Annotated in this window: 28 protein-coding genes; 18 read left to right on the forward strand and 10 right to left on the reverse strand. The window is 34.0% G+C overall.

Features of this window, described 5'->3' with window-relative positions:
• Positions 1 to 24: 24 nt before the first annotated feature.
• Together FOL89_RS11750 and FOL89_RS11755 are read right to left on the reverse strand one after the other, a co-directional pair.
• Positions 25 to 1,215, reverse strand: a complete 1,191-nt coding sequence (locus tag FOL89_RS11750) for a DUF1501 domain-containing protein (RefSeq protein ID WP_144282990.1) — start codon at positions 1,213 to 1,215, stop codon at positions 25 to 27.
• 47 nt (positions 1,216 to 1,262) lie between these two features.
• The gene (locus FOL89_RS11755) at positions 1,263 to 2,633 is read right to left on the reverse strand and encodes a DUF1800 domain-containing protein (RefSeq protein ID WP_144282991.1); all 1,371 of its coding nucleotides are present in this window, start codon (positions 2,631 to 2,633) and stop codon (positions 1,263 to 1,265) included.
• Positions 2,634 to 2,867: 234 nt separating this feature from the next.
• Here FOL89_RS11755 and FOL89_RS11760 point away from each other — a divergent pair, with 234 nt between their 5' ends.
• From FOL89_RS11760 to FOL89_RS11785, 6 genes are all read left to right on the forward strand, one after another.
• A complete protein-coding gene (locus tag FOL89_RS11760) occupies positions 2,868 to 3,440 on the forward strand; it encodes a transporter (protein ID WP_144282992.1) in 573 nt (190 codons plus the stop codon).
• Positions 3,441 to 3,553: 113 nt separating this feature from the next.
• Complete coding sequence (locus FOL89_RS11765) at positions 3,554 to 4,603, forward strand: glucokinase (protein WP_144282993.1); 1,050 nt, start codon at positions 3,554 to 3,556, stop codon at positions 4,601 to 4,603.
• A gap of 103 nt (positions 4,604 to 4,706) precedes the next feature.
• On the forward strand, positions 4,707 to 5,273 hold the full coding sequence (locus tag FOL89_RS11770; protein WP_144282994.1) for a YceI family protein: 567 nt from the start codon (positions 4,707 to 4,709) through the stop codon (positions 5,271 to 5,273).
• A 78-nt stretch (positions 5,274 to 5,351) separates the two neighbouring features.
• On the forward strand, positions 5,352 to 5,963 hold the full coding sequence (locus FOL89_RS11775; RefSeq protein ID WP_144282995.1) for a YceI family protein: 612 nt from the start codon (positions 5,352 to 5,354) through the stop codon (positions 5,961 to 5,963).
• 83 nt (positions 5,964 to 6,046) lie between these two features.
• Complete coding sequence (locus FOL89_RS11780; protein ID WP_144282996.1) at positions 6,047 to 6,688, forward strand: alpha/beta fold hydrolase; 642 nt, start codon at positions 6,047 to 6,049, stop codon at positions 6,686 to 6,688.
• An 86-nt stretch (positions 6,689 to 6,774) separates the two neighbouring features.
• On the forward strand, positions 6,775 to 8,121 hold the full coding sequence (locus FOL89_RS11785) for an ammonium transporter (protein ID WP_144282997.1): 1,347 nt from the start codon (positions 6,775 to 6,777) through the stop codon (positions 8,119 to 8,121).
• On the opposite strand, the gene FOL89_RS11790 is transcribed toward FOL89_RS11785, so the two are convergent.
• Entirely contained in the window at positions 8,094 to 8,282 is a 189-nt protein-coding gene (locus tag FOL89_RS11790) for a hypothetical protein (protein ID WP_144282998.1), read from the reverse strand. The two genes, FOL89_RS11785 and FOL89_RS11790, sit on opposite strands and share 28 nt — an antisense overlap.
• Positions 8,283 to 8,345: 63 nt before the next feature.
• Between FOL89_RS11790 and FOL89_RS11795 the strand changes: the two genes are divergently transcribed.
• The gene (locus FOL89_RS11795) at positions 8,346 to 9,764 is read left to right on the forward strand and encodes an L-serine ammonia-lyase (RefSeq protein ID WP_144282999.1); all 1,419 of its coding nucleotides are present in this window, start codon (positions 8,346 to 8,348) and stop codon (positions 9,762 to 9,764) included.
• A 119-nt stretch (positions 9,765 to 9,883) separates the two neighbouring features.
• On the opposite strand, the gene FOL89_RS11800 is transcribed toward FOL89_RS11795, so the two are convergent.
• Genes FOL89_RS11800 through FOL89_RS11810 form a run of 3 tightly spaced genes read right to left on the reverse strand, consistent with a single transcriptional unit; the run spans position 9,884 to position 12,433 of the window.
• Positions 9,884 to 11,530, reverse strand: coding sequence for a serine hydrolase domain-containing protein (locus tag FOL89_RS11800; protein WP_144283000.1), 1,647 nt, complete (start codon positions 11,528 to 11,530; stop codon positions 9,884 to 9,886).
• 58 nt (positions 11,531 to 11,588) lie between these two features.
• Entirely contained in the window at positions 11,589 to 12,161 is a 573-nt protein-coding gene (locus FOL89_RS11805) for a YIP1 family protein (protein WP_144283001.1), read from the reverse strand.
• A gap of 5 nt (positions 12,162 to 12,166) precedes the next feature.
• Positions 12,167 to 12,433: a DUF2089 family protein gene (locus FOL89_RS11810; protein ID WP_144283002.1), complete on the reverse strand. Its 267-nt coding sequence runs from the start codon at positions 12,431 to 12,433 to the stop codon at positions 12,167 to 12,169.
• Positions 12,434 to 12,567: 134 nt separating this feature from the next.
• Between FOL89_RS11810 and FOL89_RS11815 the strand changes: the two genes are divergently transcribed.
• A complete protein-coding gene (locus FOL89_RS11815; protein ID WP_144283003.1) occupies positions 12,568 to 12,903 on the forward strand; it encodes a hypothetical protein in 336 nt (111 codons plus the stop codon).
• Between the two features lie 121 nt (positions 12,904 to 13,024).
• Entirely contained in the window at positions 13,025 to 13,231 is a 207-nt protein-coding gene (locus FOL89_RS11820) for a hypothetical protein (protein WP_144283004.1), read from the forward strand.
• Here FOL89_RS11820 and FOL89_RS11825 read toward each other — a convergent pair whose 3' ends face one another.
• A complete protein-coding gene (locus FOL89_RS11825) occupies positions 13,232 to 14,074 on the reverse strand; it encodes a prephenate dehydrogenase (RefSeq protein ID WP_144283005.1) in 843 nt (280 codons plus the stop codon).
• A 161-nt stretch (positions 14,075 to 14,235) separates the two neighbouring features.
• Here FOL89_RS11825 and FOL89_RS11830 point away from each other — a divergent pair, with 161 nt between their 5' ends.
• A complete protein-coding gene (locus FOL89_RS11830; protein WP_144283006.1) occupies positions 14,236 to 15,225 on the forward strand; it encodes an NAD(P)H-dependent flavin oxidoreductase in 990 nt (329 codons plus the stop codon).
• Positions 15,226 to 15,234: 9 nt separating this feature from the next.
• Here FOL89_RS11830 and FOL89_RS11835 read toward each other — a convergent pair whose 3' ends face one another.
• A complete protein-coding gene (locus FOL89_RS11835) occupies positions 15,235 to 15,855 on the reverse strand; it encodes an HD domain-containing protein (protein ID WP_144283007.1) in 621 nt (206 codons plus the stop codon).
• 43 nt (positions 15,856 to 15,898) lie between these two features.
• Positions 15,899 to 16,177, reverse strand: coding sequence for a rhodanese-like domain-containing protein (locus FOL89_RS11840; protein ID WP_144283008.1), 279 nt, complete (start codon positions 16,175 to 16,177; stop codon positions 15,899 to 15,901).
• Between the two features lie 110 nt (positions 16,178 to 16,287).
• Between FOL89_RS11840 and queG the strand changes: the two genes are divergently transcribed.
• Positions 16,288 to 17,235 (forward strand): tRNA epoxyqueuosine(34) reductase QueG, encoded by a 948-nt coding sequence (queG, locus tag FOL89_RS11845; RefSeq protein ID WP_144283009.1) that lies wholly within the window; start codon positions 16,288 to 16,290, stop codon positions 17,233 to 17,235.
• 72 nt (positions 17,236 to 17,307) lie between these two features.
• Here queG and FOL89_RS11850 read toward each other — a convergent pair whose 3' ends face one another.
• On the reverse strand, positions 17,308 to 18,486 hold the full coding sequence (locus tag FOL89_RS11850; protein ID WP_144283010.1) for a carboxypeptidase regulatory-like domain-containing protein: 1,179 nt from the start codon (positions 18,484 to 18,486) through the stop codon (positions 17,308 to 17,310).
• Between the two features lie 248 nt (positions 18,487 to 18,734).
• On the opposite strand from FOL89_RS11850, the gene FOL89_RS11855 reads away from it, so the two are divergent.
• The 7 genes from FOL89_RS11855 to FOL89_RS11885 all read left to right on the forward strand — a co-directional run bounded on the left by FOL89_RS11855 (position 18,735) and on the right by FOL89_RS11885 (position 23,749).
• Positions 18,735 to 20,000 carry a mechanosensitive ion channel family protein gene (locus tag FOL89_RS11855; RefSeq protein ID WP_144283011.1) on the forward strand — a complete coding sequence of 422 codons (1,266 nt, stop codon included), beginning with the start codon at positions 18,735 to 18,737 and terminating at the stop codon, positions 19,998 to 20,000.
• A gap of 12 nt (positions 20,001 to 20,012) precedes the next feature.
• On the forward strand, positions 20,013 to 20,984 hold the full coding sequence (locus FOL89_RS11860; protein ID WP_144283012.1) for a hypothetical protein: 972 nt from the start codon (positions 20,013 to 20,015) through the stop codon (positions 20,982 to 20,984).
• Complete coding sequence (locus FOL89_RS11865; protein ID WP_144283013.1) at positions 20,981 to 21,700, forward strand: pyridoxine 5'-phosphate synthase; 720 nt, start codon at positions 20,981 to 20,983, stop codon at positions 21,698 to 21,700. The genes FOL89_RS11860 and FOL89_RS11865 overlap by 4 nt, the downstream gene beginning before the upstream one ends.
• 24 nt (positions 21,701 to 21,724) lie before the next feature.
• Positions 21,725 to 22,030: a DUF6922 domain-containing protein gene (locus FOL89_RS11870; RefSeq protein ID WP_144283014.1), complete on the forward strand. Its 306-nt coding sequence runs from the start codon at positions 21,725 to 21,727 to the stop codon at positions 22,028 to 22,030.
• The gene (locus FOL89_RS11875) at positions 21,985 to 22,599 is read left to right on the forward strand and encodes a nucleotidyl transferase AbiEii/AbiGii toxin family protein (protein WP_144283015.1); all 615 of its coding nucleotides are present in this window, start codon (positions 21,985 to 21,987) and stop codon (positions 22,597 to 22,599) included. The genes FOL89_RS11870 and FOL89_RS11875 overlap by 46 nt, the downstream gene beginning before the upstream one ends.
• 48 nt (positions 22,600 to 22,647) lie before the next feature.
• Entirely contained in the window at positions 22,648 to 23,436 is a 789-nt protein-coding gene (locus tag FOL89_RS11880; RefSeq protein ID WP_144283016.1) for an alpha/beta fold hydrolase, read from the forward strand.
• Positions 23,437 to 23,551: 115 nt separating this feature from the next.
• On the forward strand, positions 23,552 to 23,749 hold the full coding sequence (locus tag FOL89_RS11885) for a microviridin/marinostatin family tricyclic proteinase inhibitor (RefSeq protein WP_144283017.1): 198 nt from the start codon (positions 23,552 to 23,554) through the stop codon (positions 23,747 to 23,749).
• Positions 23,750 to 23,762: the final 13 nt, after the last annotated feature.

The raw sequence follows: 23,762 nt of genomic DNA on the forward strand, positions 1-23,762 counted from the left end.
AAACCTTACTTATGTGAGGTTTTTCTATATAAAATCATAGATTCCGTTTTTCCAGCCAAGTATTTTGGTAGAATCTGCGTTTAGCCATTTCTTGAGAATGGTAGCGTAGACTTTTCTAAAATCTTCAGTGTAAACAAGATCTCCGTCATTGAGATTTTCAAGATTGGGCATATCATTCAGCATTCCTTTCTTTTTTAATCCGCCACTTATAAAAAACATCTGATTGGCAGTTCCATGATCGGTTCCATTGCTTGCATTCTGGGCAACTCTTCTTCCGAATTCTGAAAAAGTCATCAGCAAAATATCATCAAATAAACCATTTTTCTTCATATCATTCACAAAAGATTTTACTGCGCTGTTAATTTCGTCAAATAATTTTCGTTGTCTCTCATTCTGATTGACATGGGTATCGAAGCTTCCGATTGAGAGATAGTAAACTTGAGTGTTAATGTCAGATTTTATGAGTGATGCAATAGTTTTGAAGTCTTTTCCCAATTTGGTATTCGGGTAATCTTCTGTTGTTTTTTTTGATTTGCTTTTTTCAAAAATATAGCCAGCATTATTAATGGTAGACCCCAAAGTCTGATAGAGATAAGATACCGTTTCGTCATCATGGGTATGATGATTATCGTAGATTGATTTAAAATATTTCTCCTGACTGGTCTGATACAGTTTTTTAGGATCTTTAAATGCGAAGGCTTTGTTATTTTCACCTTTCAGAGCCAGGCTCAGCATGTCGTCAACTTCTAAAGCCTGAGTAGGGTGTTGACAGCGGTAGCATTCTTCATCAAGGAATCTGCCAATCCATCCTGTTTCCAGATATTCATCACTTTTGCTGGCTGAGTGCCAAATATCCATACTTCTGAAATGGGATTTGTCGGGATTAGGATAGCCAACATTGTTTAATACAGATAGGTTTCCATTGTCATACAATTCTTTGAAGTAGGAGAGAGCGGGGTTAATTCCTGTCTCGTCATCAAGTTTTAGCGAATTCTGAATGGCGATCCTCTTTCTTTCTTTGAAATAAATATCATTTCTTATCGGAATAATGGTATTTAATCCATCATTTCCTCCTGTGAACTGCAGAACAATCAGCTTTTTCTGTGTTGGATTGAGTGCATCATTCAAAGTCATTGACTTTAGAAATCCAGGCATTAAAAGTGATGCACTTGCCAATGAACTTATTTTTAAAAACTCTCTTCGTTTGATAAGCATAATGTGGAGTATTAAGATGAATATTCAGGGAAAGTCTATAATCTTGTTTACATTAATTGGTATTCGGGAGTCGACATGATATTAATGATTGGCTTTGTTTGATGAATATCGGAAAACTCTTTAACGATATTCATATTTAGAGAGTCTGAATTAATAATGAGATAGTCATGAGGGTTTTTATTTCTGAAAATATTTTCTACCGCTGACCAGTCTATCTTAATATTAGGATTTTTATAAGCTTTATTTAAAGCTTCTCTGGATTTCATTCCCATATCAACATCATCGTCTTCTCTGGCAGAATACTCAATGGTTCTTATGCCTGACCATATCTGTGGAATCTGCATTCGCAGCATAAGTGTGGAGCTGTCTATCCAGGATTTACCATTTGGCCATCCTGAAACATTCGGAGGATACAAAAGCATTTGTCCTAACAATTTCTGATATATTACAATATTTTCAGGATTTTGAATTTGCATCGGTAATATCCGCATCATTCCAACCATAAGTTCGGTGGGTGATTTTATTCGATTGCCAATATTTTTCTGATCATAAAACCAGGTGCTGGTAAATATGTTTTTCATTAAAGATTTAATATCGTAATCCGATTCATAGAAATCTTTACTGAGTTTCCTGATAATGGATTGATCAGGAATTTCATTCACAAAGAAACCATATATTTTTTCTGTAATAAACTTTGCTGTAATCTTTTGTTCCAGAATAATTTCCAAAGCATCATCTCCATTAAAATTTCCTTTTTTACCCTGAAAAATTTTCTCTCCTTCGTCATGTTGGTTTTTTCTTTCTTTGAAATTTCCCTCTTTATCGTAAGCCCATCCTGTAAAAGCTCTCGCAAGTTCCTTAATGTCAGTTTCTGTATAATTGCCTCTTCCCATTGTAAAAAGTTCCATCACTTCACGGGCAAAGTTTTCGTTGGGATGATCTTTCTTATTTTGCTGATTATTGAGGAAGCTGAGCATTGCAGGAGATTTGCTCACTCCTATAAGCAGGTTTCTAAAGCTTCCTAATGCATTTTTTCTTATAAAATTCAGTAACTGTTGATTAAACTGCGGATTATTAATCCTTGTAGCAAAGTGTCCGTGCCAGAAAAAGGCCATTTTTTCACTAAGCTGGTCTTTGTTATAAGCCATGCTGAAGAGGAAATTCAGGTTGAGTTCTTCATTTTGTTTCTGATTAACTTTTTGCTGCTGTCTTCTCTGTTCTGCACTTGTTTTGGGTTCATGAGATTCTGTTTTTACAAAATCGGGCGTTTTATACAGTATTTCAGCAAAAGGATATTCTTGAAATAAGTTTGCACTGAATTTTTGGAGAGTCCAATCATTAATATTACCTAACTGATCAATGCTTATTCCGAAACCTGCTCGTGAAATAAGATGTTTATTATTTAATAATGAGGCCATTGTAACTTTTCTTTTTTAGACGGGAAAAGGTTATTCGGGTTAAATCATATTAACAATCTTTAATATAGTAAGTTTTAAAAAAGAAATAAAGACAAAACAATGAGTATAATATTTTACTGTTAAATTATTGTTTATCAAAATTTTAATGATTTTTTTAAATATACTGATGAATATGGTATTTTTTATTGGCATGATATTTACATCTAGCAAAATGTAAAATTTAAAATCAGAGTTATGAAAATGATTAAACAAACCATTTTAGCAGCAGGAATTTTAACTGCAGGGTTAGTAAGTGCGCAGGATGCAAGTATGAATAACATGATCAAAGTAGGGGCTACAGCAGGTTTGGCAGTTCCGGCAGATAATCTTTCTGCGGCAATAGGAGTAGATGTGGCTTATCAAAATCTTATTACTCCCGGATTCGGACTGGGTATTGCAACAGGATATACGCATTATTTTGCGAAAGATAACAATGGCTATAAAAACAACGATGTTGGAGTAGTTCCTGTAGCAGCTCTTTTCAGAGTTTATCCTAAGCAGACGGGATTTTATTTCGGAGCAGATCTGGGATACGGATTTTTGGTTGGAGATGATAAAGTAGCAAGTAATTCTACAGTAAGCAGACCGAGTGGTGGCTTTTATCTGAAACCTGAAATCGGATACCACAACAGAGACTGGAATTTCTTCTTACAATATCAGAAAGTTTTTGCAGGAAGCGATGGTGATATTGCCGGTCCGGTTTCACAGGACTACAATGTGGGAAGCATCGGAGCAGGATTTTCATACAATATTCCTTTAGGGAAGTAATCACTCAAGATATAACCGATTATTAACCAAACCTTTTCGACTTTTTGAAAAGGTTTTTTCTTAGGATACAAAATATACCAAAACAATTATTATATTTGATAAAATTTGCGATTATGAACCTAAATCCAAAATTTCCTCTCTATTTACCAGGGGTGAAGAACAGCAATAACGACCATGTCTCTATTATTGGGGCAAACCTTCGAGAAGATACAACTACTATAGGATATTATCTTTCGAGGAATGCAGGAGTAGAACTTCAGTTTAAAAAAACATACATTACTAAAGAATATTCATCTTTTTCTGATGTGCTTGCACAGTTTATGCAGGAATCACAGCTTGAAAATGTGAAAAGACTAGGGATTTCTGTTCCCGGTCCTGTCATCAACGGAAGAAGTAATCCGGCAAGACTTAACTGGAATCTTGATATTGCTGAATATCATGAAAGATTTGGGTTTGAAAAAGTATATATGCTGAATGATCAGGAGGCGGCTGCGTATGGAATTGCACTTTTGGAAGATTCTGAATTGGATGCGATTTATACAAGCGGACACCTTGAGAAAGGAAATGTTGCCATTTTAGCACCCGGGAATGGTTTGGGAGAAGCGGGATATTTCTTTGACGGAAAATATCTGAGACCTTTCGCTACCGAAGGCGGGCATTCTGAATTCTCACCAAGAACCAATGTTGAGGTAGAGTTCTATCAGTTCTTGAATAATATTTATGGAATTGTAAGTTGGGAAACTGTACTTTCAAAAGCAGGACTATTCAACATTTACAGATTTTTGAGGGATGTGAAAAGACATCCTGAACCTGAATGGCTTTCTGAAAGGCTTGCTAATGGAAATTTCACAGAAGAAATCTATAAAGCTGCAATGGAAGAAGATGTAATGATCTGTAAAATTGCATTAGATACATTTTTAGAATTTTTAGCAAGAGAAGCCAATAATCTTACTCTTAAACTAAAAGCTACCGGCGGACTTCTAATTGCGGGTGATATTACACAGATTGTAAGAAATTATATTGACAAAGATAAGTTTTACGAAAAATTCAAAATCAGTGATAAGATGGAAGATATGCTCAAGAATATTCCTATCTACCTGATTAATACTGATAATATAAGCATTAATGGTGCTGCACTGTACACTGCTTATTTTACAGAATAAAACCAAAGCTCCGTTTTTTCGGAGCTTTTTAATTTATTGATGTACATCAATATCAACGTCATACAAAGATGATTATCTTTGCATCAGTAAAATTTATCTAAATATGAGAAAATTAATATTATTGGCTGTTTTGGCTAGCGGACTGTCTTTTGGACAGACTAAAAAAGTAGTAAGTTCTGATGTACATTGGTGGGGCTATAAAGTAGCTAAGTCAGCAGCAAGTTCACACGATGGTACGGTGAATGTTAAATCAGGAAATCTTGTCATGAAAGGAAACGAAGTGGTGGGAGGTAATTTTGTTTTGGATATGACTTCCATTAATGCTACTGATGTTTCCGGAGAAATGCAGGGCAAACTGAACGGACATCTGAAAAATGGTGATTTTTTTGAGGTTGAAAAATATCCTGCGGCTAATTTTAAAATCACTTCCGTCAAGAAGAATAAAGATAAGACTTACAACCGTATCGTAACCGGAGATCTTACCGTAAAAGGGAAAACAAATTCTGTTTCTTTTCCTGCGAATATTATTGTAAAAGACGGATTGGTTTCTCTTACTTCAGATAAGTTTTCATTTGACAGGCAAAAATTTGATGTAGCATACAAATCTTCCATGAAAGATGTATTTGTGAAAGATGAAGTAGATATGACTGTAAAGCTTACTGCAAAATAATTTATTTAAAAAAAAATTGTTAAAAGTGTAGAAGTTCTACACTTTTTTTTATTTTTGTTGAATTGTAAATAAAATATAATGAAAAGATTACTATTGTTTGTTATGATGTGTTCATGCATATCATTGGTTTTTGCCCAGAAAAAGGGAGATAAAGTTTCTAAGGTAATAACTTCTGAGATAAAATGGTGGGGTCACAAAGTGGTAAAAACTAAGGCTACATCACATTACGGTACAGTAAAACTGAAAAGCGGTAAATTTAATTTTGATAAAACTGTGCTTGTGGATGGTGAGTTTATCATTGATATGAGAAGTCTTATGGTGGCAGATTTATCTGGGGATGACCAAAAAAAGCTTACCAATGATCTCAAAGGACCTACATTTTTCGATGTTAAAAAATTTCCAACAGCTAAATTTCATTTAAAAAGAATTATTCCATTGGCGAATGAAGACTACAACTCAACAATTGTAGGTGATATTACCATAAAAGGAGTGAGAAAAACAATTTCTTTCCCGGCTAATGCACATATTACCCAATTTACCGTAGAGATTGAATCTTCAAAATTTTCTTTAAACAGAAGAGATTTTAAAGTATTTTATCAAAGCTCTGTAAAAGATTATTTTATTAAAGATGAGATGGAGATCCAGTTTAAGCTTTCTACAGAAAAAGTTGATAACGAAAGATCAAGATAAGGTTAAACTTATGATAAAAATTAAGGGCTGCTTTTTATTGAGCAGTCCTTTTTTTATTTTAGCTAATTAAAAAGCAGTTTTGCATGAAAATTTATGTGGTAAGTGGTCTTGGTGCAGATTTTAAAGTTCTGGAAAGGCTTCAGTTTCCAAAACATCATAAAGTTGTTTTTATCAGCTGGTTAATTCCAGAAGCTGATGAAAGTTTTTCCGATTATGTACAGCGTATGAGTGCAGTAATTGATGAATCTGAGCCTTTTTACCTTTTAGGCTATTCTTTTGGAGGCATTATGGTGCAGGAAATCAATCGTATCAAGCCGGCTCAGAAAGTGGTTATTTTAGGCAGTATAAAATCCGACAAAGAAAAATCACGTCTTATTAAAATGGGAGAAATTACCAAAATTCCTAAATTTCTTCCTGTAGGCTTTTTCAGCGAAAAAACGTCAGTTCTTTACACACGGCTCCGAAAAATGATAGATCCGAAAAACCCGAAAGTCATTCAGTATTTTCAGGTTCGGGATCCTTATTATCTTAAATGGTCTGTAGAAAGAATTTCAGAGTGGAAATTTGATGAAAATCCGAAAGTTATTCAGATTTTAGGAGACCGTGATATTGTTTTTCCCATCAAAAACTGCAATCCGGATTATGTGATAAAAGGTGGAACTCATCTTTTTCCCGCAACAAAGCATAAGGAGGTTTCGCTTATTTTAAATAAAATTTTTGAGTAGACGTTAAATTTAGCAGGGGTATTTTTATAAAAAATGGATTTTTATAAAATTTATTTATAATTTTGATAGGGTTAAAAATAAATTTTATGAAAGTTGGTCTAAAGTGGAAAGTTTCATTTGTTATCATTTGTATCATTGCTATTGGCGGATTATTTTTCAGACCGGATGTTGATATTCCAAATACCGGTAATTTTCTGAGTGAAAAAGAAATTGTGGGATCAGATGTCGCATGGATTTTGGCTGCGGCGGGCTTGGTTCTCCTGATGACTCCCGGGTTATCTTTCTTTTATGGCGGAATGGTGGGCAAGAAAAATGTGATTTCTACAATGCTTCAGAGTTTTATCGCATTGGGAATTATTTCTATTTTGTGGATTATGGTAGGCTTTTCTCTGTCTTTTGGTGATTCGATTGGATTTGAAATAGATGGAGCTCACTACGGAATTATAGGAAATCCTTTTACTTATCCGTTTTTTAACCATGTAAGTATTTATCCGCACAAAACCATGGCGTCTACAATTCCTTTTATTCTGTTTGCATTGTTCCAGATGAAATTTGCGGTGATTACGCCTGCACTGATTACAGGTTCTTTTGCCGAAAGAGTAAGATTTATTTCCTATTTATTCTTTATGGTGCTTTTCAGTCTGTTTATTTATGCGCCTTTGTGTCACATGGTTTGGCATCCCGAAGGACTTTTGAATAAATTTTTCGGAATAAAAGATTTTGCTGGAGGAACAGTGGTACACATGAGTGCAGGTTTTGCAGCTTTAGCCGGCGCAATTATTTTAGGAAGAAGAAAGAAGCCGCATCATGAGCCGTCAAATATTCCTTACGTGATTCTAGGGACAGGCATGCTTTGGTTTGGGTGGTTCGGTTTTAATGCCGGCTCTGCATTAAGTGCCAATGCGACTGCTGCTATCGCTTTCGGAACCACAACGGTTGCTTCAGCTTCTGCAATGATGACGTGGATCTTTTTTGATAGGATCAACGGAAGAAAAGTATCTGCATTGGGTGCGTGCATAGGCGCGGTTGTAGGTTTGGTGGCAATTACTCCGGGCTGTGGTTTTGTTTCGGTTCAGGAAAGTATTTTTATAGGATTTATTTCTGCAATTGTTTCCAACATCATGATGAACTGGAAATTTCTCAAAAAAATTGATGATACGCTTGATGTTTTTGCCTGTCATGGCGTTGGTGGAATTATGGGAATGATTCTCACAGCCATTTTTGCTCATGGTGAAAATGCAAGTCTTCTTCATGGAGGCTTCGGAGTTTTTGCTCATCACATGGTTGCTCTTATTTTGGTTTCTTTTTTTACCTTTTTCGGTTCAATGCTTTTGTATAAAATTACAGATAAGATTATTACCCTAAGAGTTAAAGAAGATTCGGAAGAAATGGGTCTTGATGTTTCTCAGCATGGAGAAAGTCTCAAATGGTAATTTTTATTTTCTGTTGATAAAAGTTTTTGGGCAGCTTTATCCGCCTTCCACTCCCGCTTTTTTGTTCCGCTTTGCTTCACAAAAAGAGCTCCGTTCAAGTCGGGCTGCAATTTGTAATCAGCTAAAGTGAGATCTATTATCAAAGATTCTTTGTAAATCATTGTTAAGCTCCATTTCTTAAATTTTCCGTGTATATTTGCTTTTCTTGAAAATGGAAAAAATATATGGAATCAATATCTGTATTTGAAATTATAAAAGTTGGAATAGGTCCTTCGAGTTCTCATACGATGGGACCGTGGAATGCCGCCGCAGCATTTATCAGGATCATCAATCGTGAAAGATCTGTTGCTGAAGTAAAAGAAGTTTTTCTGGAATTTTTCGGTTCGTTGGCAAAAACAGGAATTGGTCACGGAACCGATATTGCAGGAATGCTGGGCTTGAGCGGTGAAGATTTCAAAACGATTGATACAACCAGAATTAGTGACAAAATAGAGCATATTAAAAAATCTGAGATCCTAAATTTAGGTGGCGAAAAACAAATTCCCTTTGTTTACGGTCATCATCTCGTTCTCAATATGTCTGAAACTTTAGAGTATCATCCCAACGGCATGATTTTTAAAGCAATTTTTGAAGATGGAACAGAGCTTGTGCAGGATTTTTATTCTGTGGGCGGAGGTTTCATTATGAGTCAGGAAAAAAAATCTATTGATAAGCATTGCGTACGTACTTTATATCCGTGTCATAAATCTTCGGATATTGTAAAATACTGCGACAAATTAGGATTTGAAAAGATTTCAGATTTAATACTAATTAACGAAGAAAGCTGGAGAACACAGAATGAAACCAGAAAAGAAGCTCTTTACATCTGGGATCAGATTAAAGAATGTATTTACAAAGGGGTGAATAAAGAGGGTGTTTTGCCAGGTGGATTGAACGTGACCCGTCGTGCGGCAGGGATCAACAGAAAACTTTTAGGCGAAAAAATTTATAAGAATAAAGACGAATGGTTTCAGCTGGTGGTTGATGCAGAAGAAAATTTCACCAATATCAACAAATGGATTTCCTGTTTTGCACTGGCTGTGAATGAGGAAAACGCAAGTTTCGGGAGAATTATTACGGCACCCACCAACGGAGCGAGCGGAGTAATTCCGGCTGTTTTGATGTATGCTCAGGCTTTTACCCATGCAACAACTGATGATGATATTGCAAGATTTATTTTAGTTGCAGGAGAAATCGGAACTTTATTTAAGAAGAACGCTACGATTTCGGCAGCAATGGGCGGTTGTCAGGCGGAAGTGGGAGTTTCTTCAGCAATGGCTGCAGCAGGCTTAACAGAGATTTTGGGCGGCAGCGTTGGTCAGGTTTTAATGGCGGCAGAAATTGCTATGGAACATCATTTAGGATTAACCTGTGATCCGATTAAAGGATTAGTACAGATTCCTTGCATTGAAAGAAATACAATGGGAGCTATAAAGGCGATTACCGCTGCAAATATTGCTCTGGAAAGTGATCCTTCAAAAGCAAAAGTAAGTTTAGATCAGGTAATCCAGACGATGTGGGAAACGGCTTTGTCGATGAATGACCGTTTCAAGGAAACTTCGGAAGGTGGTTTGGCGATTGCGGTCAATGTTCCGGAGTGTTAAAATAAAAATAAACAACATATTATATAAACGTGCGCATCTTTTAAACAAAAGATGCGTACGTTTTTAGTAAAAGATGCGTACGTTTTAACAAAAACATCCGTATCTTTTTTTACAATAGATTATTGCTTGTCGAAAACAATTGTATTTCCGTTTTGAATCAGGGTAAGTTGTTTCTTTTCCGGTGTGAAAATTATTTTTACACCGGCATTATCAAATTTAAACTGATCTTTTTCAACATATTCCAGAGGGAATGCGGGTTGATCCGTTCCCTGGGCGAAAAGACTTTCATCTTCAATAAAAATTTTTAAACCTAATGGAATTTCTTTAGAGCTGTACTCACCTACATATTTTTGCAAATCAGAAGCGGATATTTTTTCATTGCTCAACTTTGGATATTCATATTCTTTGTTGTATAGCAGACTCAGAATACCAATTGCAAAATTATTAGCACCAATCCGGTCTGCATTTAGGGAATACGAAAAAGAAATTTGATCTTCGGGATTATAGACCATCAGAGAATTGGTTCCGTAAGTACCTCCACTGTGCCCGTAGTATTTTTTGGAGAAAAAAGGAACTGTTATAATTCCTTTTCCAAAATTGTCATTTCCTTTAGGCATCATTTCGGAAAGTGAGGTTTTGGAAACAATTTTGCCTTCAAAAAGATGATTAATGATGATGTTCAGAGTTGTAGGGTCGGTGGCAATATCTCCAACGCCCACTACATTATTAAAATCAAAATCTTCTTTGCTGTTCCATTTTCCACTAAAATCATAAGGCAGATAAACATTGGTAGGATTTTGACTTGCGGTATAAAAATTATTTAATTGTAAAGGGGTCACAAATGTTTCTTTCAGATTTTCAGCATAGGTTTTTTTGGTGATCTTTTCTAAAATTTTAGCCAGAAGATAATATCCTGTATTTGAATATCTTTTGTCTGTACCCGGCTCAAAAATAGAACCTTGTTCTTTGATATGAGCCATTATTTTTGAATCATCAGATTTATTGATGAGCCACATCATATCATCTTTTCCCTGCACATAATCTCCCAGACCTGAAGTGTGATTCAACATCTGGCTGATGGTAATTTTTTCTGCATTAGGAGCCTCCGGAAAAAACTTTGAGAGTTTATCATTCAGGTTCAGCTGTTTTTTTTCTATCAGTTTAAAGATCATGGAAGCTGTCATGGTTTTGGTCACAGAACCAATCTGAAAAGCAGAATATTTTCCAGACCTGAAAGGAAGATTCTGCTGTCCGAAATTTCTTTTGTAAATTTCTTTACCATTTTTGAATAAAGAAACTTCTCCGGCTTCTGCATTGTTTTTTTCAAGATAAGAAATGAAATCATCAATTCTTTTAATACTCTCATTGAGATTTTGCGGTAGCTGCAAAGTTTCGTTTTTCGCAACAGAATTGTCTTTTTCGCTTGAAGGTTGTAATATTAGCGGAAGCGATATACCATTTTGACTGAATGTTCCCGTAATTTTTTTTCCTTCCAGCGTGCCTGTGTAAGTTCCTCCGATAGCTGAAATCTCAAGTGTTAACTTATTTTTTTCAAAAACAGTTTTGTCGACAGGAATGTCTTTTACTTGCTGTAATGGGCTGTCTGCAGTAGATTTATAACCATCTTTATCTTTTTTGATGTTAAAGATCAACGGAAGTTTTGCACCCTGAAAGTTGAGTTCACCCTTCCACGAACCAATAATTTCCTGTGAAAAAAATGATGTGAAGCAGAGCAGCACCAGAAATATTGAAAGTTTTATTTTCATATGTAGATTTTATAGTTTTTTTAAGGGTTAATGATTGATTTTCAGGATACTAAATTTTTCAGACTAAAAATTGAGAAAATGTAATGGTTATAATGACTACAAAAGCAAAAAGTAAAATTTTTTTTACATCTTTAATATTGGTAGCGGTTTTAAAACCATTGAAAAGCAAAGCGAATCCGTGGGCAATCGTAATTAACGCAAAGAATGCAAAAAAGCAAAGAATGATGAGATCCGAAATGGGAATTTGAGGAGTTTTATCTTTTGTAAGCTCTGCGATTGTCATTATAGCCCGGTCTACAAATGGAATTTCTCCGATCAAAATAAGCAGTAGAACTGGAATTTGGGCAATAATTACGGTATTGATAATGTCAATAAGTCTTGTCTTTTTGTTAAAAATCTTTCCCAGAACGAAAAGAACAGCAATAGCGATTAGGTAGCTTTTCAAAGTGATAAACACCGTTTTCAATAGAGGATCATTTTCCCCGATATATCCGTAATGAAAAATACTATCCATTTGAAATCCTAAAAAATAGGTTACTGCAAAATTTATCATCATAAAAATAAGCCCCGCAATAAGCAGCTGTACTTCACTGAATTTTGAGAAGGGATTCAAAAGAATTTTCCAGTTCATGAGTTTTATTTTTTTAGTTGATTAATTTTCTGAATAAGATCGTCCATTTTATTTCTCATGGTCGGATAAGAGAGTGCAGCCTGTTTTGCCATTTCTTTGATGCTCCCGCTGGAAAGAAAGAAATTAAGGATAAAATCCTGCTCATCTCTGTTGAGTTTCAAAAGAACCGGAAGCTCGTAATCTCCATTCACATGAGTTCCGCAGTCAGGACATTTCATCTGACTTACGTTGAGAGTATGGTCGCAACTGGGACAAAATATTGGAAGCTTCATTAAAATATATTTTTACAAATGTAATATTATTTTTAATAATGTTAATATTTATTTTAATAAAATTGAAAAATATATTTTCAAAAAAATATTTTCTACAACACATTTTATTAATATTTTTGCTGAAAATAATATTGATGAAAAAAATAATAACCTTCATTTTCGGATTAATAACCATTGCAGCATATTCACAAATCATTATTCCTAAAACTTCTGATAAAGGAATCTTAATTACTCAAACCAACGAAAAAATTGAATATAGAAATCTAAAATATGCAAACGGAAAAATCACCTATGTAAACGCTGAAAATAATGTTTTGGAGTTTTTGTATGAAAATTCCCTAAAAAGTATTGAGGAAGGAGAACAATCTTTGCACACACAAGTTTCTGATATAGAGAAGCTTTCTGAAAAATCAAAAGAAATAAAACTTACAGATAAAAGAGATATTAAAGATTTTCTGGATAAGCATTAATAACTCACAATATAAAAGCGGAAAATCACTCAACAATTTAGGTACTGCCTTTGTTGTAGGTGGTGCTACCTGCTTTGTAACGGGCGGTCTTATAAATTTATCTTCTGCAAATACGGTAAGTATGACAGAAGAGAAAAGGAGAGGTTCTTCTGTACCTTTAATTATAGGTATGCTGGGAGCAGGAGCAGGTATTATTATGAAAATTGCAGGACACTCTCAAATGAATAAAGCTGTAAGAGCTTACAGATATTCAGATTCAAAAAAATTTGTTCCCGTATATTATGTACTTAATGACCAAAATGGAGTAGGAGTATTGATGAAGTTTTAATTATTTTAAAATTTCCCTTATTCTGTTAGCATTGACGATCAGTTCTTCCAGATATTCAAAATTTTCTTTTTCCAAAGCAGATTTGAATTTTCGAAGCTGGGAAATATGTTCGTTCAGAACATCTAAGACATTCTCTTTATTTTGTTTGAAGATCGGAACCCACATTTCAGGATGGGATTTTGCCAGACGAACAGTACTCGAAAAACCCGAACTCGCCAGTTGGAAAATGGTCTCCTCTTCTTTTTCTTTTTCCAGAACCGTATTGGCCAAAGCATAAGAAGTGATATGTGAAATATGCGAAATATAGGCGGTGTGTACGTCATGATCTTCTGCGTTCATATAAATAGGGTGCATATCAAGATCTTTCACAATATTTTCTGCAATTTGTAAAGCGTCATCTGCAGACTCTTCACGGTTACAGATTACGCCAGCTTTGCCTGAAAAACTCTCTGCAACGGCTGATTTCGGACCGTTATTTTCTGTTCCCCACATCGGGTGGAAAGCTACAAATCGTGATCTTTTCGGATGATTTTTTACCGAATTTACGATTCCGGATTTAGTAGAGCCAACATCCATTACCGTTTGTTGATCTGAAATTAAACTTAAAACTTCCGGCAAAATTTTTCTTGCCGAATCCACAGGAATTGCAATAATAATCAGGTCTGAATTTTTTATTCCTGTTTCAAAATCAGTTTTTTCGTTAATAATATTTAAAGATAAGGCTTCGTTGAGATTTTCAGTATTGTTGTCTATTCCGTAAATGTAATCTACTTTGTTTTTCTGTTTTAATTTTAATGCAATCGAACCGCCAATCAATCCTACGCCAATAATGCTTATTTTCATATATAAATGTCTATGTTTTATTTGTCATGTCAAATTTTATTTCTTCTTGAAGCCTGAATTTTCCGATCATGACCATTTCATTATTTAAAATTAAAAAAATAAACTCCGCCAAAAAAGTTTTTTGTTTTTTAACATCAATAAAATTTTAATATTTTTACGCTATGAGTAATTTTATAGATTTTAATGCAGCTAAAAAGCTTCACGATAGGCAGGAAAGTAAAAACAGGCTTACCGAACTTTTTAAAATACAATATCCTATCATTCAGGGTGGAATGATCTGGCATTCCGGATGGCGTTTAGCTTCTGCGGTTTCCAATTGTGGAGGATTAGGAATGATTGGTGCAGGAAGCATGTATCCCGATATTTTACGTGAAAATATTCAGAAATATAAAAAAGCTACAGATCTGCCTTTTGCCGTGAATGTTCCGATGCTTTATCCTAATCTTGAAGAGATTATCAATATTATTTTGGAGGAAAAAATAAAAATTGTTTTTACATCTGCCGGAAATCCTAAAACATACACTGAAATTTTACAGAAAGAAGGAATAAAGGTAGCTCATGTGGTTTCTTCGACAAAATTTGCCATAAAATGTGAAGATGCGGGTGTGGATGCTATTGTTGCAGAGGGATTTGAAGCTGGCGGACACAATGGAAGAGATGAAACTACTACGCTTTGTCTGATTCCCAATGTAAGGAAACATGTTTCTAAACCATTGATTGCAGCTGGAGGTATTGCATTGGGTTCTCAAATGAAAGCTGCCATGATTCTCGGAGCAGACGGAGTACAGATTGGAAGCCGTTTTGCAGCGACCGTGGAAGCAAGTTCACATGACAATTGGAAAAAGAAAATTACCGAACTTAACGAAGGGGATACTCACCTTACGCTCAAAGAATTAGCTCCTGTGAGAATGGTGAAGAATAAGTTTTTCAATGAGCTGGAAGAAATTTACAATACAGGAAGAAATGCAGAAGCATTAATGGCATCTTTAGGAAGAGCGCGTGCAAAAAAAGGAATGTTTGAGGGAGATATGGAAGATGGTGAACTGGAAATTGGGCAGGTCTCCGCTTTGATTAATGAAATATTACCCGTTGAGAAAGTTTTTGAAAATCTTCTGAAAGAGTTTAATGAGATTAAAAATCCTGTTTTGTAAATAGGGTTTTTAGTTTAAATTTTCCAGTTCAGCTATCAGGTTTTTCCTTGCAGTTGCTTCGTACTTTTCACGGAAAAATTCTGTTTTGTAAATGTTTTCCAAATCAAGAAAATGCTGTAAAACCTTCTTTCTCCCCGGTTTGTACACGAAGTCGGGATAGATTGAATATTCTTTTCTTATTTGTTGAATATATTGGCTGTAGATTTGGAAGTTTTTTCCAAGAATAGACAAATCAGCATCCAAAAGATAATTAGTATCTGAGTCATCCGATTTTTGATGAGATTTTGTTGCTAAAATCTGGTTACAGACTGTTTTAATATCATTTTTGTTTAAGTTTAAACCAGTCAGTTTTTTTGCTGCATAATCTGCACTTTTTTCTTCGTTAGATTTTGAAGTTGCACTGTAGATTATATCATGATAAAAAACTGAAAAGGAAACAATTTCAAAATTTTTTATATTTTCTTTCACCTGCTCAATTTCTTCAAAAAGATTTTGGATATGCAGTAGATTGTGATAATATCTTGTTTTTTCAGAATACTTTTTGTCAATCTCTGTCCATGAATTTTTTATAAATTTCTGATCATCAGAATAATTGAAGCAAAGATTTTTAAATATTTGTTCTAAAATCATATTACTGTTTTACAAAAAAAGGAACTCAAAGTTCCTTTAATATTTACAATTGAGATTTTAATTCTGCCCAGCCTCCGCCGTTATATCCCTCTTTCAGACCTTGTGAATTCAGATATTCCAAAGCTTTTCCGCTTCTGTTTCCGCTTCTGCAGAATAGGACTACAGGCTTTTCGATAGATAAAATCTCATCTTTTCTGTCTTCTACTTCTCCGAGCGGAATATTTTTTGCCCCTTCTATATTTCCGTCCATTTCCAATTCCATAGGTTCACGAACATCGATTAATTCATAATTTCCTGATTGTAATACCTCTGCTAATGACATAATGCTTTATTTTTTTTATTAAAATTAATGATTTTGAATGACTGATTATTTAATGAAATTCAAATTCAAACAAATTTATAAAATAATCTTAGTTTTGCAATGCGAAATCTATGAATTCAAAAGCCGAAACATATTCACAACTCATAAAAACCAAAGCCAAAAGTTTTGGATTTCAGAATTGTGGAATTTCAAAAGCCGATTTTTTGGAAGAAGATGCAAGACAACTCGAGAACTGGCTTAAAAACAATTATCACGGTGAAATGAAATACATGGAAAATCATTTCGACAAAAGACTTGATCCAAGACTGCTGGTAGAAGGTTCCAAGTCTGTTATTTCTCTTTCTTACAATTATTTTCCAGAAGAAAAAATTCCGTCTCTGGACAATTTTAAAATATCCAAATATGCTTATGCAGAAGATTATCATGAAGTGATAAAAGATATCCTGAGAGACATGGTTGCAGAACTCCGGAAAGAAATCGGTGAATTCTCGTTCAGGGTTTTTGTAGATTCTGCGCCTGTAATGGAAAGAAGCTGGGCAAAAAAATCGGGAATAGGATGGGTAGGAAAAAACGCTAACCTGATTACGAAGCAAAGCGGCTCATTTTATTTTCTGGCTGAAATTATCTGTGATCTGGAATTAATTGCAGATTATGAGACTACAGATCATTGCGGAACTTGCCGAAAATGTATTGATGCGTGTCCTACAGATGCAATTGTTTCAGATAAGATTGTAGACGGAAGCAAATGTATTTCTTATGCAACCATTGAGCTGAAAAATGAAATTCCGGATCATTTTAGAAATAAAATGGAGGATTGGATGTTTGGCTGCGATATTTGTCAGGATGTATGCCCATGGAATCGTTTTTCAAGACCGAATTTTCAGGATAAATTTAAACCGAACGATAAGCTTAGGAGTTTCAGAAAAGGTGAGTGGGAAGAACTGACGCAAGATATGTTTTCAGAAATATTCAGGAAATCTCCGGTAAAAAGAACCAAATTTTCAGGATTAAAAAGAAATATAAATTTTCTTACTCAGTTCGAAAAACCGATAATTTAACTCAAAAAAACCGGAAGAAAATTTCTCCCGGTTCTTGGTTATTAGTAATTATTCTGAATTTTTCTAAATTTTTTAAAGATTTAAAATTACATACTGCAAGATAACACCAGCATTACCGATATTTCCGGTAGCGTGATTGTGGAAAGTAGTATAATAAATATATCCGCTATTGGTAGTTCCGTTGCAAGAACCTACTGTAGCACCTAAAGCTACAAGATAAGGCACAGCAGCTTGAGGAACAGAAACGCTGATCTGAATATTACCAGGAAGCGTTATGCAAACTGTAGTAAATGTGGAGTTGGAAGCGTTTCCAATGGGAGTATTTGGAAGTCCGGTTGCTGTAAATTGGTTGGTTCTTAACATTAATGCATCGTTATTTCCTGCATCTTTTACCAGAACTTCCCAATAACTTGCATCATAATTAATGATTTTTTGCCATGTTCCCAAATCATAATCAATATTCAGATTGTTGAAACCTAAAGCTGTTGACAATCCTGTATTATTAACTGAAGCTGCAAGCGTTCCTGATGAACCGGTATTTTTAGAACAAAGTTTAGAATCAGGAACAAAACCTCCCGGAAGTGCACAATTATTGGTATTATCATTCCCTCCTACAAGATAGGAAACATCCCAGTCTGAAGCATAAATACTTCCTCCGTTTGCCACAAAAATTGCTAAGTTGTTGTCAATTACCGGGTAAAGAGAAGCATTGGTGCTGTATTTTCTGGATCCGCAGTTAAGGAAAATAATATCATACTGTGCAATAATAAGCATATTGGCAAGATCTGCATTGGTAATTTCTGTTGCTGTATACCCGAGATTCTGAATGATATCTTCAATTTTATCGTAGCTGCCTTTTACATAAGCAATTTTAGCAACCTGATTGAGCTTAGTTTGAGTGGCATTCAGGCTTAAAGTCTCATTTTCTTTAATGGTTGCAGAAATCTCTGTGCGGAAATTACTCCCATCACCGGTCTGAATGTAAATAGTATGGTTTCCTGAAGGAGCATCCAATATAAAATTTCCGTCTGCATCGGAAGTAGTATGATAGATTTTGTATTTGTCGTCAAAAGTAAAAACAGAAGCACCACCAATGGGTTTGTTCGCATTTTGTGACATTACTCTTCCTGATATTTTTCCGGTCTTTACTGTATTTTCTACAACAGTTTCTACAGCTGTCTCGGATTCCGAGCGACATGAAGATACCGTCAACATTAAAATTAGTAGAAAAAGAAGATTGAGTTTTTTCATAAATAGAAGTTTTTAGGTTAGGAGTACTAAATTAGTTAATTTTTTGTTAAGTTGTTAATTTTGCAATCATTTTTTTACTATTAAGTTAATTATTTTGAGTTTTTGTTAGTAATAATGCTTGTTTGCTGATGTTTGCTGGCTTGTAATTTATTAGTTTTGTATAGGGAAATATTCAGAATTATTTTTTTTCATTTTATTATATGAAAGGTATGATTATGGGTGTTGTATCTCGATAAATTATTTTTAGGATGAAAGACGAAATAAAAGATACCAAGAGTTTTTTTCAGGAGATGAGTGATCAGCTTTATGTATATATTACTAAAGTTACTCCAGATGGTGTTTCCTGGATATTCCATATAATTGTAAAACTTGGGCTTCTCATAGCCATTTTTCTTTTTCTTGATTTTCTTTTTAAAATTATCATTAATTATATTTTTAGATTTTTCAGCAATGAAAATAAATATCCGATTATTAAATCTATATACCGGTCAAGAATTACCAATTCTGTAGCGCATTTTATTGCTTTAGCCTTTATAGGAAGCATTCATGAATCTATTTTTGCAGGAGCATTGAGGCAGACCACCATTTTTATTATCAGATCGGTCAATCTCGGATTGGTGTTTATTTTGGCAGGAATGCTTTACAGAGCACTTACAGGCTTCAGATATTATTTTACCATAAAGCAGGATTATTATAAAGTAATGGCAATCAATGCGGTTTCAGAGACGATCAAAATTTTGGGAATTTTTGTTTTTTCTGTGGTTGGCATCTGTGTGATTTTCGGAATTAAAGGAACTACCATCGTCGGAAGCTTGGGAGCCATTACCGCAGTGTTGGTTTTGGTATTCAGAGATACAATTCTGGGATTTGTTACCGGTATTCACGTGGCAACTTCAAAAAGCTTGAAAGTAGGCGACTGGATTGGGATTCCGAAATATAATATTGAAGGAAATATTTTAGATATAAGTCTTTTAACTACAAAAATTGCTAATTTCGATAAAACCATTTCTTCAATTCCTACTTATGATTTGCTTACAACGGAAATTAAAAATCTTCAGGTAATGTCTGAATCCAATACCAGAAGAATAAAAAAATCTATCGTTTTTAATATTACATCTTTTAAATTTTTAAATGATCAGGAAATTGAAAGGCTAAAAGAAATCAATCTTATTTCAGATTATCTCAATAAAAAAACATCAGAGATTAATAAGGAAAAAGAGTCTATCGAACATCGGGATAAAATTGTCAATGGAAGACAATTGACTAATATTGGTGTTTTTAGATATTACGCTCAGAAATTTCTTGAGAATAATCCAGATGTTGATCAAAGCAGTCATTTGATGGTAAGACAGCTTGAAATTACAACACAAGGTTTACCTTTGGAAATTTACTGTTTTGCCAATGATTCAAAATGGGAACATTTTGAAGAAATTCAGGCCGATATTTTTGATCATTTGCTGGTAGCTTCCAAAGAGTTTGATTTGCAGATTATGCAGATTGGTCTTAAAGTTTAGATTTTTATTATTATGAATAATACTGCCTCCATTCAAAATGCCGAGAAAATAAATTTTATGATGATTTTATTGGCTGCAGTGATCTCATGCATACTTCCATTTGATGTTTTTTTGTTTTCGTATGCGGTCTTGGGACCACTACATTATCTTACGGAGTTACAGTGGCTGAACAATAAAGATTTTTTTATTCCCAAAACTTCAGTAAATATTTTTGTATTTATATGTGTTTCATTGTCTGCATTTTTATTTTTAAATTATCTCAAGATCTTTAATCTGTATGTAGCAGAAAATGGAATTTATATAGGGCTTATTCTGGTAATGTTTTTTATTTTAAGTGCTTATTTTATTTTTAAAGTAAAATCGGGTTTGCTTAAAATTTTTTTGGGTATTTGCCTTCTTATTCTTGTGGGTATTTATTTTTTTAAACCGATAATAATTATTTTGCTAGGACTTTTTCTTCCGACAATAATTCATGTTTACCTATTTACTCTCATATTTATGGTTTCGGGCTATCTTTCAAATCAAAACAGGCTCGGTCTTTTAAGTATTACTGTACTTATTATGATACCATTAATCATTTATTTTTTTCCTGTTGAAGTCTTGGCTTTAGAAAGATCTGAATCGCAAAATATTTTTAATTTAACAGGTTTTAAACTTGTCAGCCAATGGTTGCTTTTTTTAACGGGTAAAGCCGAAACAGCAGAATTAATCATAAAAGTACAGATTTTTATTGCGTTTGCGTACACCTATCATTATCTCAATTGGTTTTCTAAAACATCAGTAATAGGATGGGCTCGGTCTTTACAGCCAAAAAAAATGGTTTTAGTTATAGGAATTTGGATTTTATCAATAGCTTTGTATATTATAAATTATCAGACGGGCTTGTTGTTCCTTTTTGTATTGAGTATAATTCATGTATTGGCAGAATTTCCTCTCAATGCAATATCTTTTAAGACCGTTTTTCAAAAATTGTTTTCAAAATGACAAAACTAAGTGTAAATATTAATAAAATAGCTACCTTAAGAAATGCAAGAGGCGGAGAAATGCCCAGTGTAACAGAAGCCGCAGTTAAAATTCAGGAATTTGGTGCGCACGGAATTACTATCCACCCAAGACCGGATGAAAGACACATTACCAGAAAAGATGTTTATGATCTCAAACCTTTGGTTCATACCGAATTTAATATTGAAGGAAATCCTCACCGTGAATTCATCAACATGGTTATAGATGTAAAACCTGAACAGGTAACTCTGGTTCCCGATGCCGATGATGCCATTACTTCAAATGCAGGTTGGGATTGTGAGAAAAACCTGGATTTTTTAAAATCCATTATTATTGAATTTAAAAATGCCGGAATCAGAACTTCTATTTTCCTTGATCCTAATCCGGAAATGGTAAAGTTCGCTGCAGAAACAGGAACAGACAGAATCGAATTATATACAGAAGCTTATGCGAAGAATTATCAGATAAATAAAGAAGAAGCGATTAAATCTTATGTCGAAACTGCTGCAAAAGCGGCTGAATATGGTTTGGGAATTAATGCAGGGCATGATTTAAGCTTAGAAAATTTAAAATATTTTGCAGACCATATTCCGAATCTTTTAGAGGTTTCTATTGGTCATGCTTTGATTTCTGAAGCTTTATATATGGGAATGGAAAACACAATTCAAGCATACCTGAAAAGATTGGCAAAGTGGTAGAAATTTGCTTAAATTTGAAATATTATGAACTCTGAAATTACCATACAAGACTTTTCTCCTCATCTCTTTTGGGATGTGGATTTGGCTACTTTTGACCTTCAGGAATATAAAGAGTTTATGGTAGGTCGTGTTGTGGAATACGGCAGGCTGAAAGATTGGGAACTTATAAAATTATTATACGGAAAAGAAAAAATCAAGGATATTTCTTTGAATTTAAGAAGTCTCGACGCTGTATCTCTATCATTTCTGTCTACAATTTTTAATATTGATAAATCCGAATTCAGATGCTACAAACACAGACAGTCAGTGAAGAATTACTGGAACTCCTAAATGAAATAATGAGTTCGGATTTTTTTTCTGGCTTTATTTTAGTCGGAGGAACAGCTTTGGCTTTGCAAATTGGTCATCGTAATTCTGTAGATCTAGATTTCTTTGGCAACAAAGAAATTGATGAAAATAAAATTATTGAGGAATTGCAAAAATTGGGTAAAGTAGAAAAAATTTCTGGTAGTAAAAGTGTTTTGATCTGTTCTGTAAATGGGATTAAAGTTGATTTTGTAAATCATAGATATCCTTTCTTAGATAAATATATTATTGCTGATGGTGTGCGAATCGCTTCTCAAAAAGACATTGCTGCAATGAAACTTAATGCAATAGAAGGAAGAGGCAGTAAAAAAGATTTTATAGATCTGTATTTCCTGCTTGATAAATACAGTTTGAAGCAAATGATAAGCTTTTATAATGAAAAATATGTGGATCATACAGATTTTATGATGTTGAAATCTATTACTTATTTTGTTGATGCAGATATTTTTCCTCAGCCTAAAATGTTTGTAAACTTTGATTGGGGAGAGTGTAAAAAGAAAATCATATCAGAATACCTTAAATTAAATCTTTAGTTATCGAAAGATTGAAACAAATTGTTTCCATCAACCAAAAAATAAAAAATGGACATTTTACATTCAAAAATATTTGGCGAAAATATATCGTCAACACCGCTCTTAGTATTTCACGGATTATTCGGAATGCTCGACAATTGGGGAAGCTTTGGAAAAGAAATGGGAGAAATTATACCTGTTCACTTAATAGATTTGAGAAATCATGGCAGAAGTTTTCATTCCGAAAATATGTCTCACGATGATTTAGCCGATGATATTGCTAATTATATGAGCCATTATGGTATTGAGAAAGCACACGTTTTAGGACATTCATTGGGTGGGAAAGCGGTCATGCAGTTTGCTGTCAATTATCCTGAAAAAGTTGAGAAACTTATTGTGGTAGATATTTCTCCGAAAGCTTATCCTCCACATCATCAGGGAATTATTAAGGCGCTTGAAACGGTTGATTTTGATGAGGTGAAATCAAGAAGTGAAGTAGAAAAAGTTTTGACACAATATATCCCTGAAAAATCTACCATTCAATTTCTGGCTAAGAACCTGTATTGGGAAGAAAACGGCGATTCTAAAAAGCTCAACTGGAGATTTAATCTCAAAACTTTAGCAGAAAAATATAATCAATTTGTATCTAACGCTATAAAATTCGGGGTTTTTCAAGGTGAAACTTTATTTATTGCGGGAGAAAAATCAAATTATATCTTACCGCAGGATGAGTTTTCCATCAGACAGCAATTTCCCAGAGCCAAATTTATAAAAATTAAAAATGCAGCACATTGGGTGCAGGCAGATAATCCTGTTGATTTTGCGGCCGTTGTAAAGGAATTTTTAGATTTACATTAAAAACGAAAAATTAGCGAACTGTAATGTTAAAATTTTCTTAAATAGTATTTTTTGTTTTTGTTAATCACTAAATAATTACTACCTTAGTAAGGTCAAATCAATAAAATATTTCATTATGGAAAAGAAAAAGTTAAAAAAACCGTTTTTTGCTTCGTTTTTAGAAAATCAAATTAAAGATACTAAAGCGGTGAAAGGGGGAGCTTCAGGATCAGGACTTACCACTCCTTTGAAAGATACAGTGACCAAACCTACTTATGATAATCAGCAAACGATGAAGTATCCATCAGATGGAGATGAAGGTAGCGATATTTAAGTAAAAGCATATT

It is taken from the genome of Chryseobacterium echinoideorum (genome assembly GCF_007474535.1).
Lineage (GTDB): Bacteria > Bacteroidota > Bacteroidia > Flavobacteriales > Weeksellaceae > Chryseobacterium > Chryseobacterium echinoideorum.

Excerpts from the sequence above, each read along its gene's own strand:
- FOL89_RS11795 (WP_144282999.1), top strand. The coding sequence starts at position 8,346 with ATGGAATCAATATCTGTATTTGAAATTATAAAAGTTGGAATAGGTCCT.
- FOL89_RS11775 (WP_144282995.1), top strand. The coding sequence starts at position 5,352 with ATGAAAAGATTACTATTGTTTGTTATGATGTGTTCATGCATATCATTG.
- FOL89_RS11800 (WP_144283000.1), bottom strand. The coding sequence starts at position 11,530 with ATGAAAATAAAACTTTCAATATTTCTGGTGCTGCTCTGCTTCACATCA.
- FOL89_RS11790 (WP_144282998.1), bottom strand. The coding sequence starts at position 8,282 with ATGATTTACAAAGAATCTTTGATAATAGATCTCACTTTAGCTGATTAC.
- FOL89_RS11855 (WP_144283011.1), top strand. The coding sequence starts at position 18,735 with ATGAAAGACGAAATAAAAGATACCAAGAGTTTTTTTCAGGAGATGAGT.
- FOL89_RS11785 (WP_144282997.1), top strand. The coding sequence starts at position 6,775 with ATGAAAGTTGGTCTAAAGTGGAAAGTTTCATTTGTTATCATTTGTATC.
- FOL89_RS11835 (WP_144283007.1), bottom strand. The coding sequence starts at position 15,855 with ATGATTTTAGAACAAATATTTAAAAATCTTTGCTTCAATTATTCTGAT.
- FOL89_RS11805 (WP_144283001.1), bottom strand. The coding sequence starts at position 12,161 with ATGAACTGGAAAATTCTTTTGAATCCCTTCTCAAAATTCAGTGAAGTA.
- FOL89_RS11880 (WP_144283016.1), top strand. The coding sequence starts at position 22,648 with ATGGACATTTTACATTCAAAAATATTTGGCGAAAATATATCGTCAACA.
- FOL89_RS11770 (WP_144282994.1), top strand. The coding sequence starts at position 4,707 with ATGAGAAAATTAATATTATTGGCTGTTTTGGCTAGCGGACTGTCTTTT.
- FOL89_RS11810 (WP_144283002.1), bottom strand. The coding sequence starts at position 12,433 with ATGAAGCTTCCAATATTTTGTCCCAGTTGCGACCATACTCTCAACGTA.
- FOL89_RS11815 (WP_144283003.1), top strand. The coding sequence starts at position 12,568 with ATGAAAAAAATAATAACCTTCATTTTCGGATTAATAACCATTGCAGCA.
- FOL89_RS11820 (WP_144283004.1), top strand. The coding sequence starts at position 13,025 with ATGACAGAAGAGAAAAGGAGAGGTTCTTCTGTACCTTTAATTATAGGT.
- FOL89_RS11875 (WP_144283015.1), top strand. The coding sequence starts at position 21,985 with ATGCTACAAACACAGACAGTCAGTGAAGAATTACTGGAACTCCTAAAT.
- FOL89_RS11760 (WP_144282992.1), top strand. The coding sequence starts at position 2,868 with ATGAAAATGATTAAACAAACCATTTTAGCAGCAGGAATTTTAACTGCA.
- FOL89_RS11860 (WP_144283012.1), top strand. The coding sequence starts at position 20,013 with ATGAATAATACTGCCTCCATTCAAAATGCCGAGAAAATAAATTTTATG.
- FOL89_RS11870 (WP_144283014.1), top strand. The coding sequence starts at position 21,725 with ATGAACTCTGAAATTACCATACAAGACTTTTCTCCTCATCTCTTTTGG.
- FOL89_RS11780 (WP_144282996.1), top strand. The coding sequence starts at position 6,047 with ATGAAAATTTATGTGGTAAGTGGTCTTGGTGCAGATTTTAAAGTTCTG.
- FOL89_RS11755 (WP_144282991.1), bottom strand. The coding sequence starts at position 2,633 with ATGGCCTCATTATTAAATAATAAACATCTTATTTCACGAGCAGGTTTC.
- FOL89_RS11765 (WP_144282993.1), top strand. The coding sequence starts at position 3,554 with ATGAACCTAAATCCAAAATTTCCTCTCTATTTACCAGGGGTGAAGAAC.
- FOL89_RS11885 (WP_144283017.1), top strand. The coding sequence starts at position 23,552 with ATGGAAAAGAAAAAGTTAAAAAAACCGTTTTTTGCTTCGTTTTTAGAA.
- FOL89_RS11825 (WP_144283005.1), bottom strand. The coding sequence starts at position 14,074 with ATGAAAATAAGCATTATTGGCGTAGGATTGATTGGCGGTTCGATTGCA.
- FOL89_RS11840 (WP_144283008.1), bottom strand. The coding sequence starts at position 16,177 with ATGTCATTAGCAGAGGTATTACAATCAGGAAATTATGAATTAATCGAT.
- FOL89_RS11830 (WP_144283006.1), top strand. The coding sequence starts at position 14,236 with ATGAGTAATTTTATAGATTTTAATGCAGCTAAAAAGCTTCACGATAGG.
- FOL89_RS11865 (WP_144283013.1), top strand. The coding sequence starts at position 20,981 with ATGACAAAACTAAGTGTAAATATTAATAAAATAGCTACCTTAAGAAAT.
- FOL89_RS11850 (WP_144283010.1), bottom strand. The coding sequence starts at position 18,486 with ATGAAAAAACTCAATCTTCTTTTTCTACTAATTTTAATGTTGACGGTA.
- FOL89_RS11750 (WP_144282990.1), bottom strand. The coding sequence starts at position 1,215 with ATGCTTATCAAACGAAGAGAGTTTTTAAAAATAAGTTCATTGGCAAGT.
- queG (WP_144283009.1), top strand. The coding sequence starts at position 16,288 with ATGAATTCAAAAGCCGAAACATATTCACAACTCATAAAAACCAAAGCC.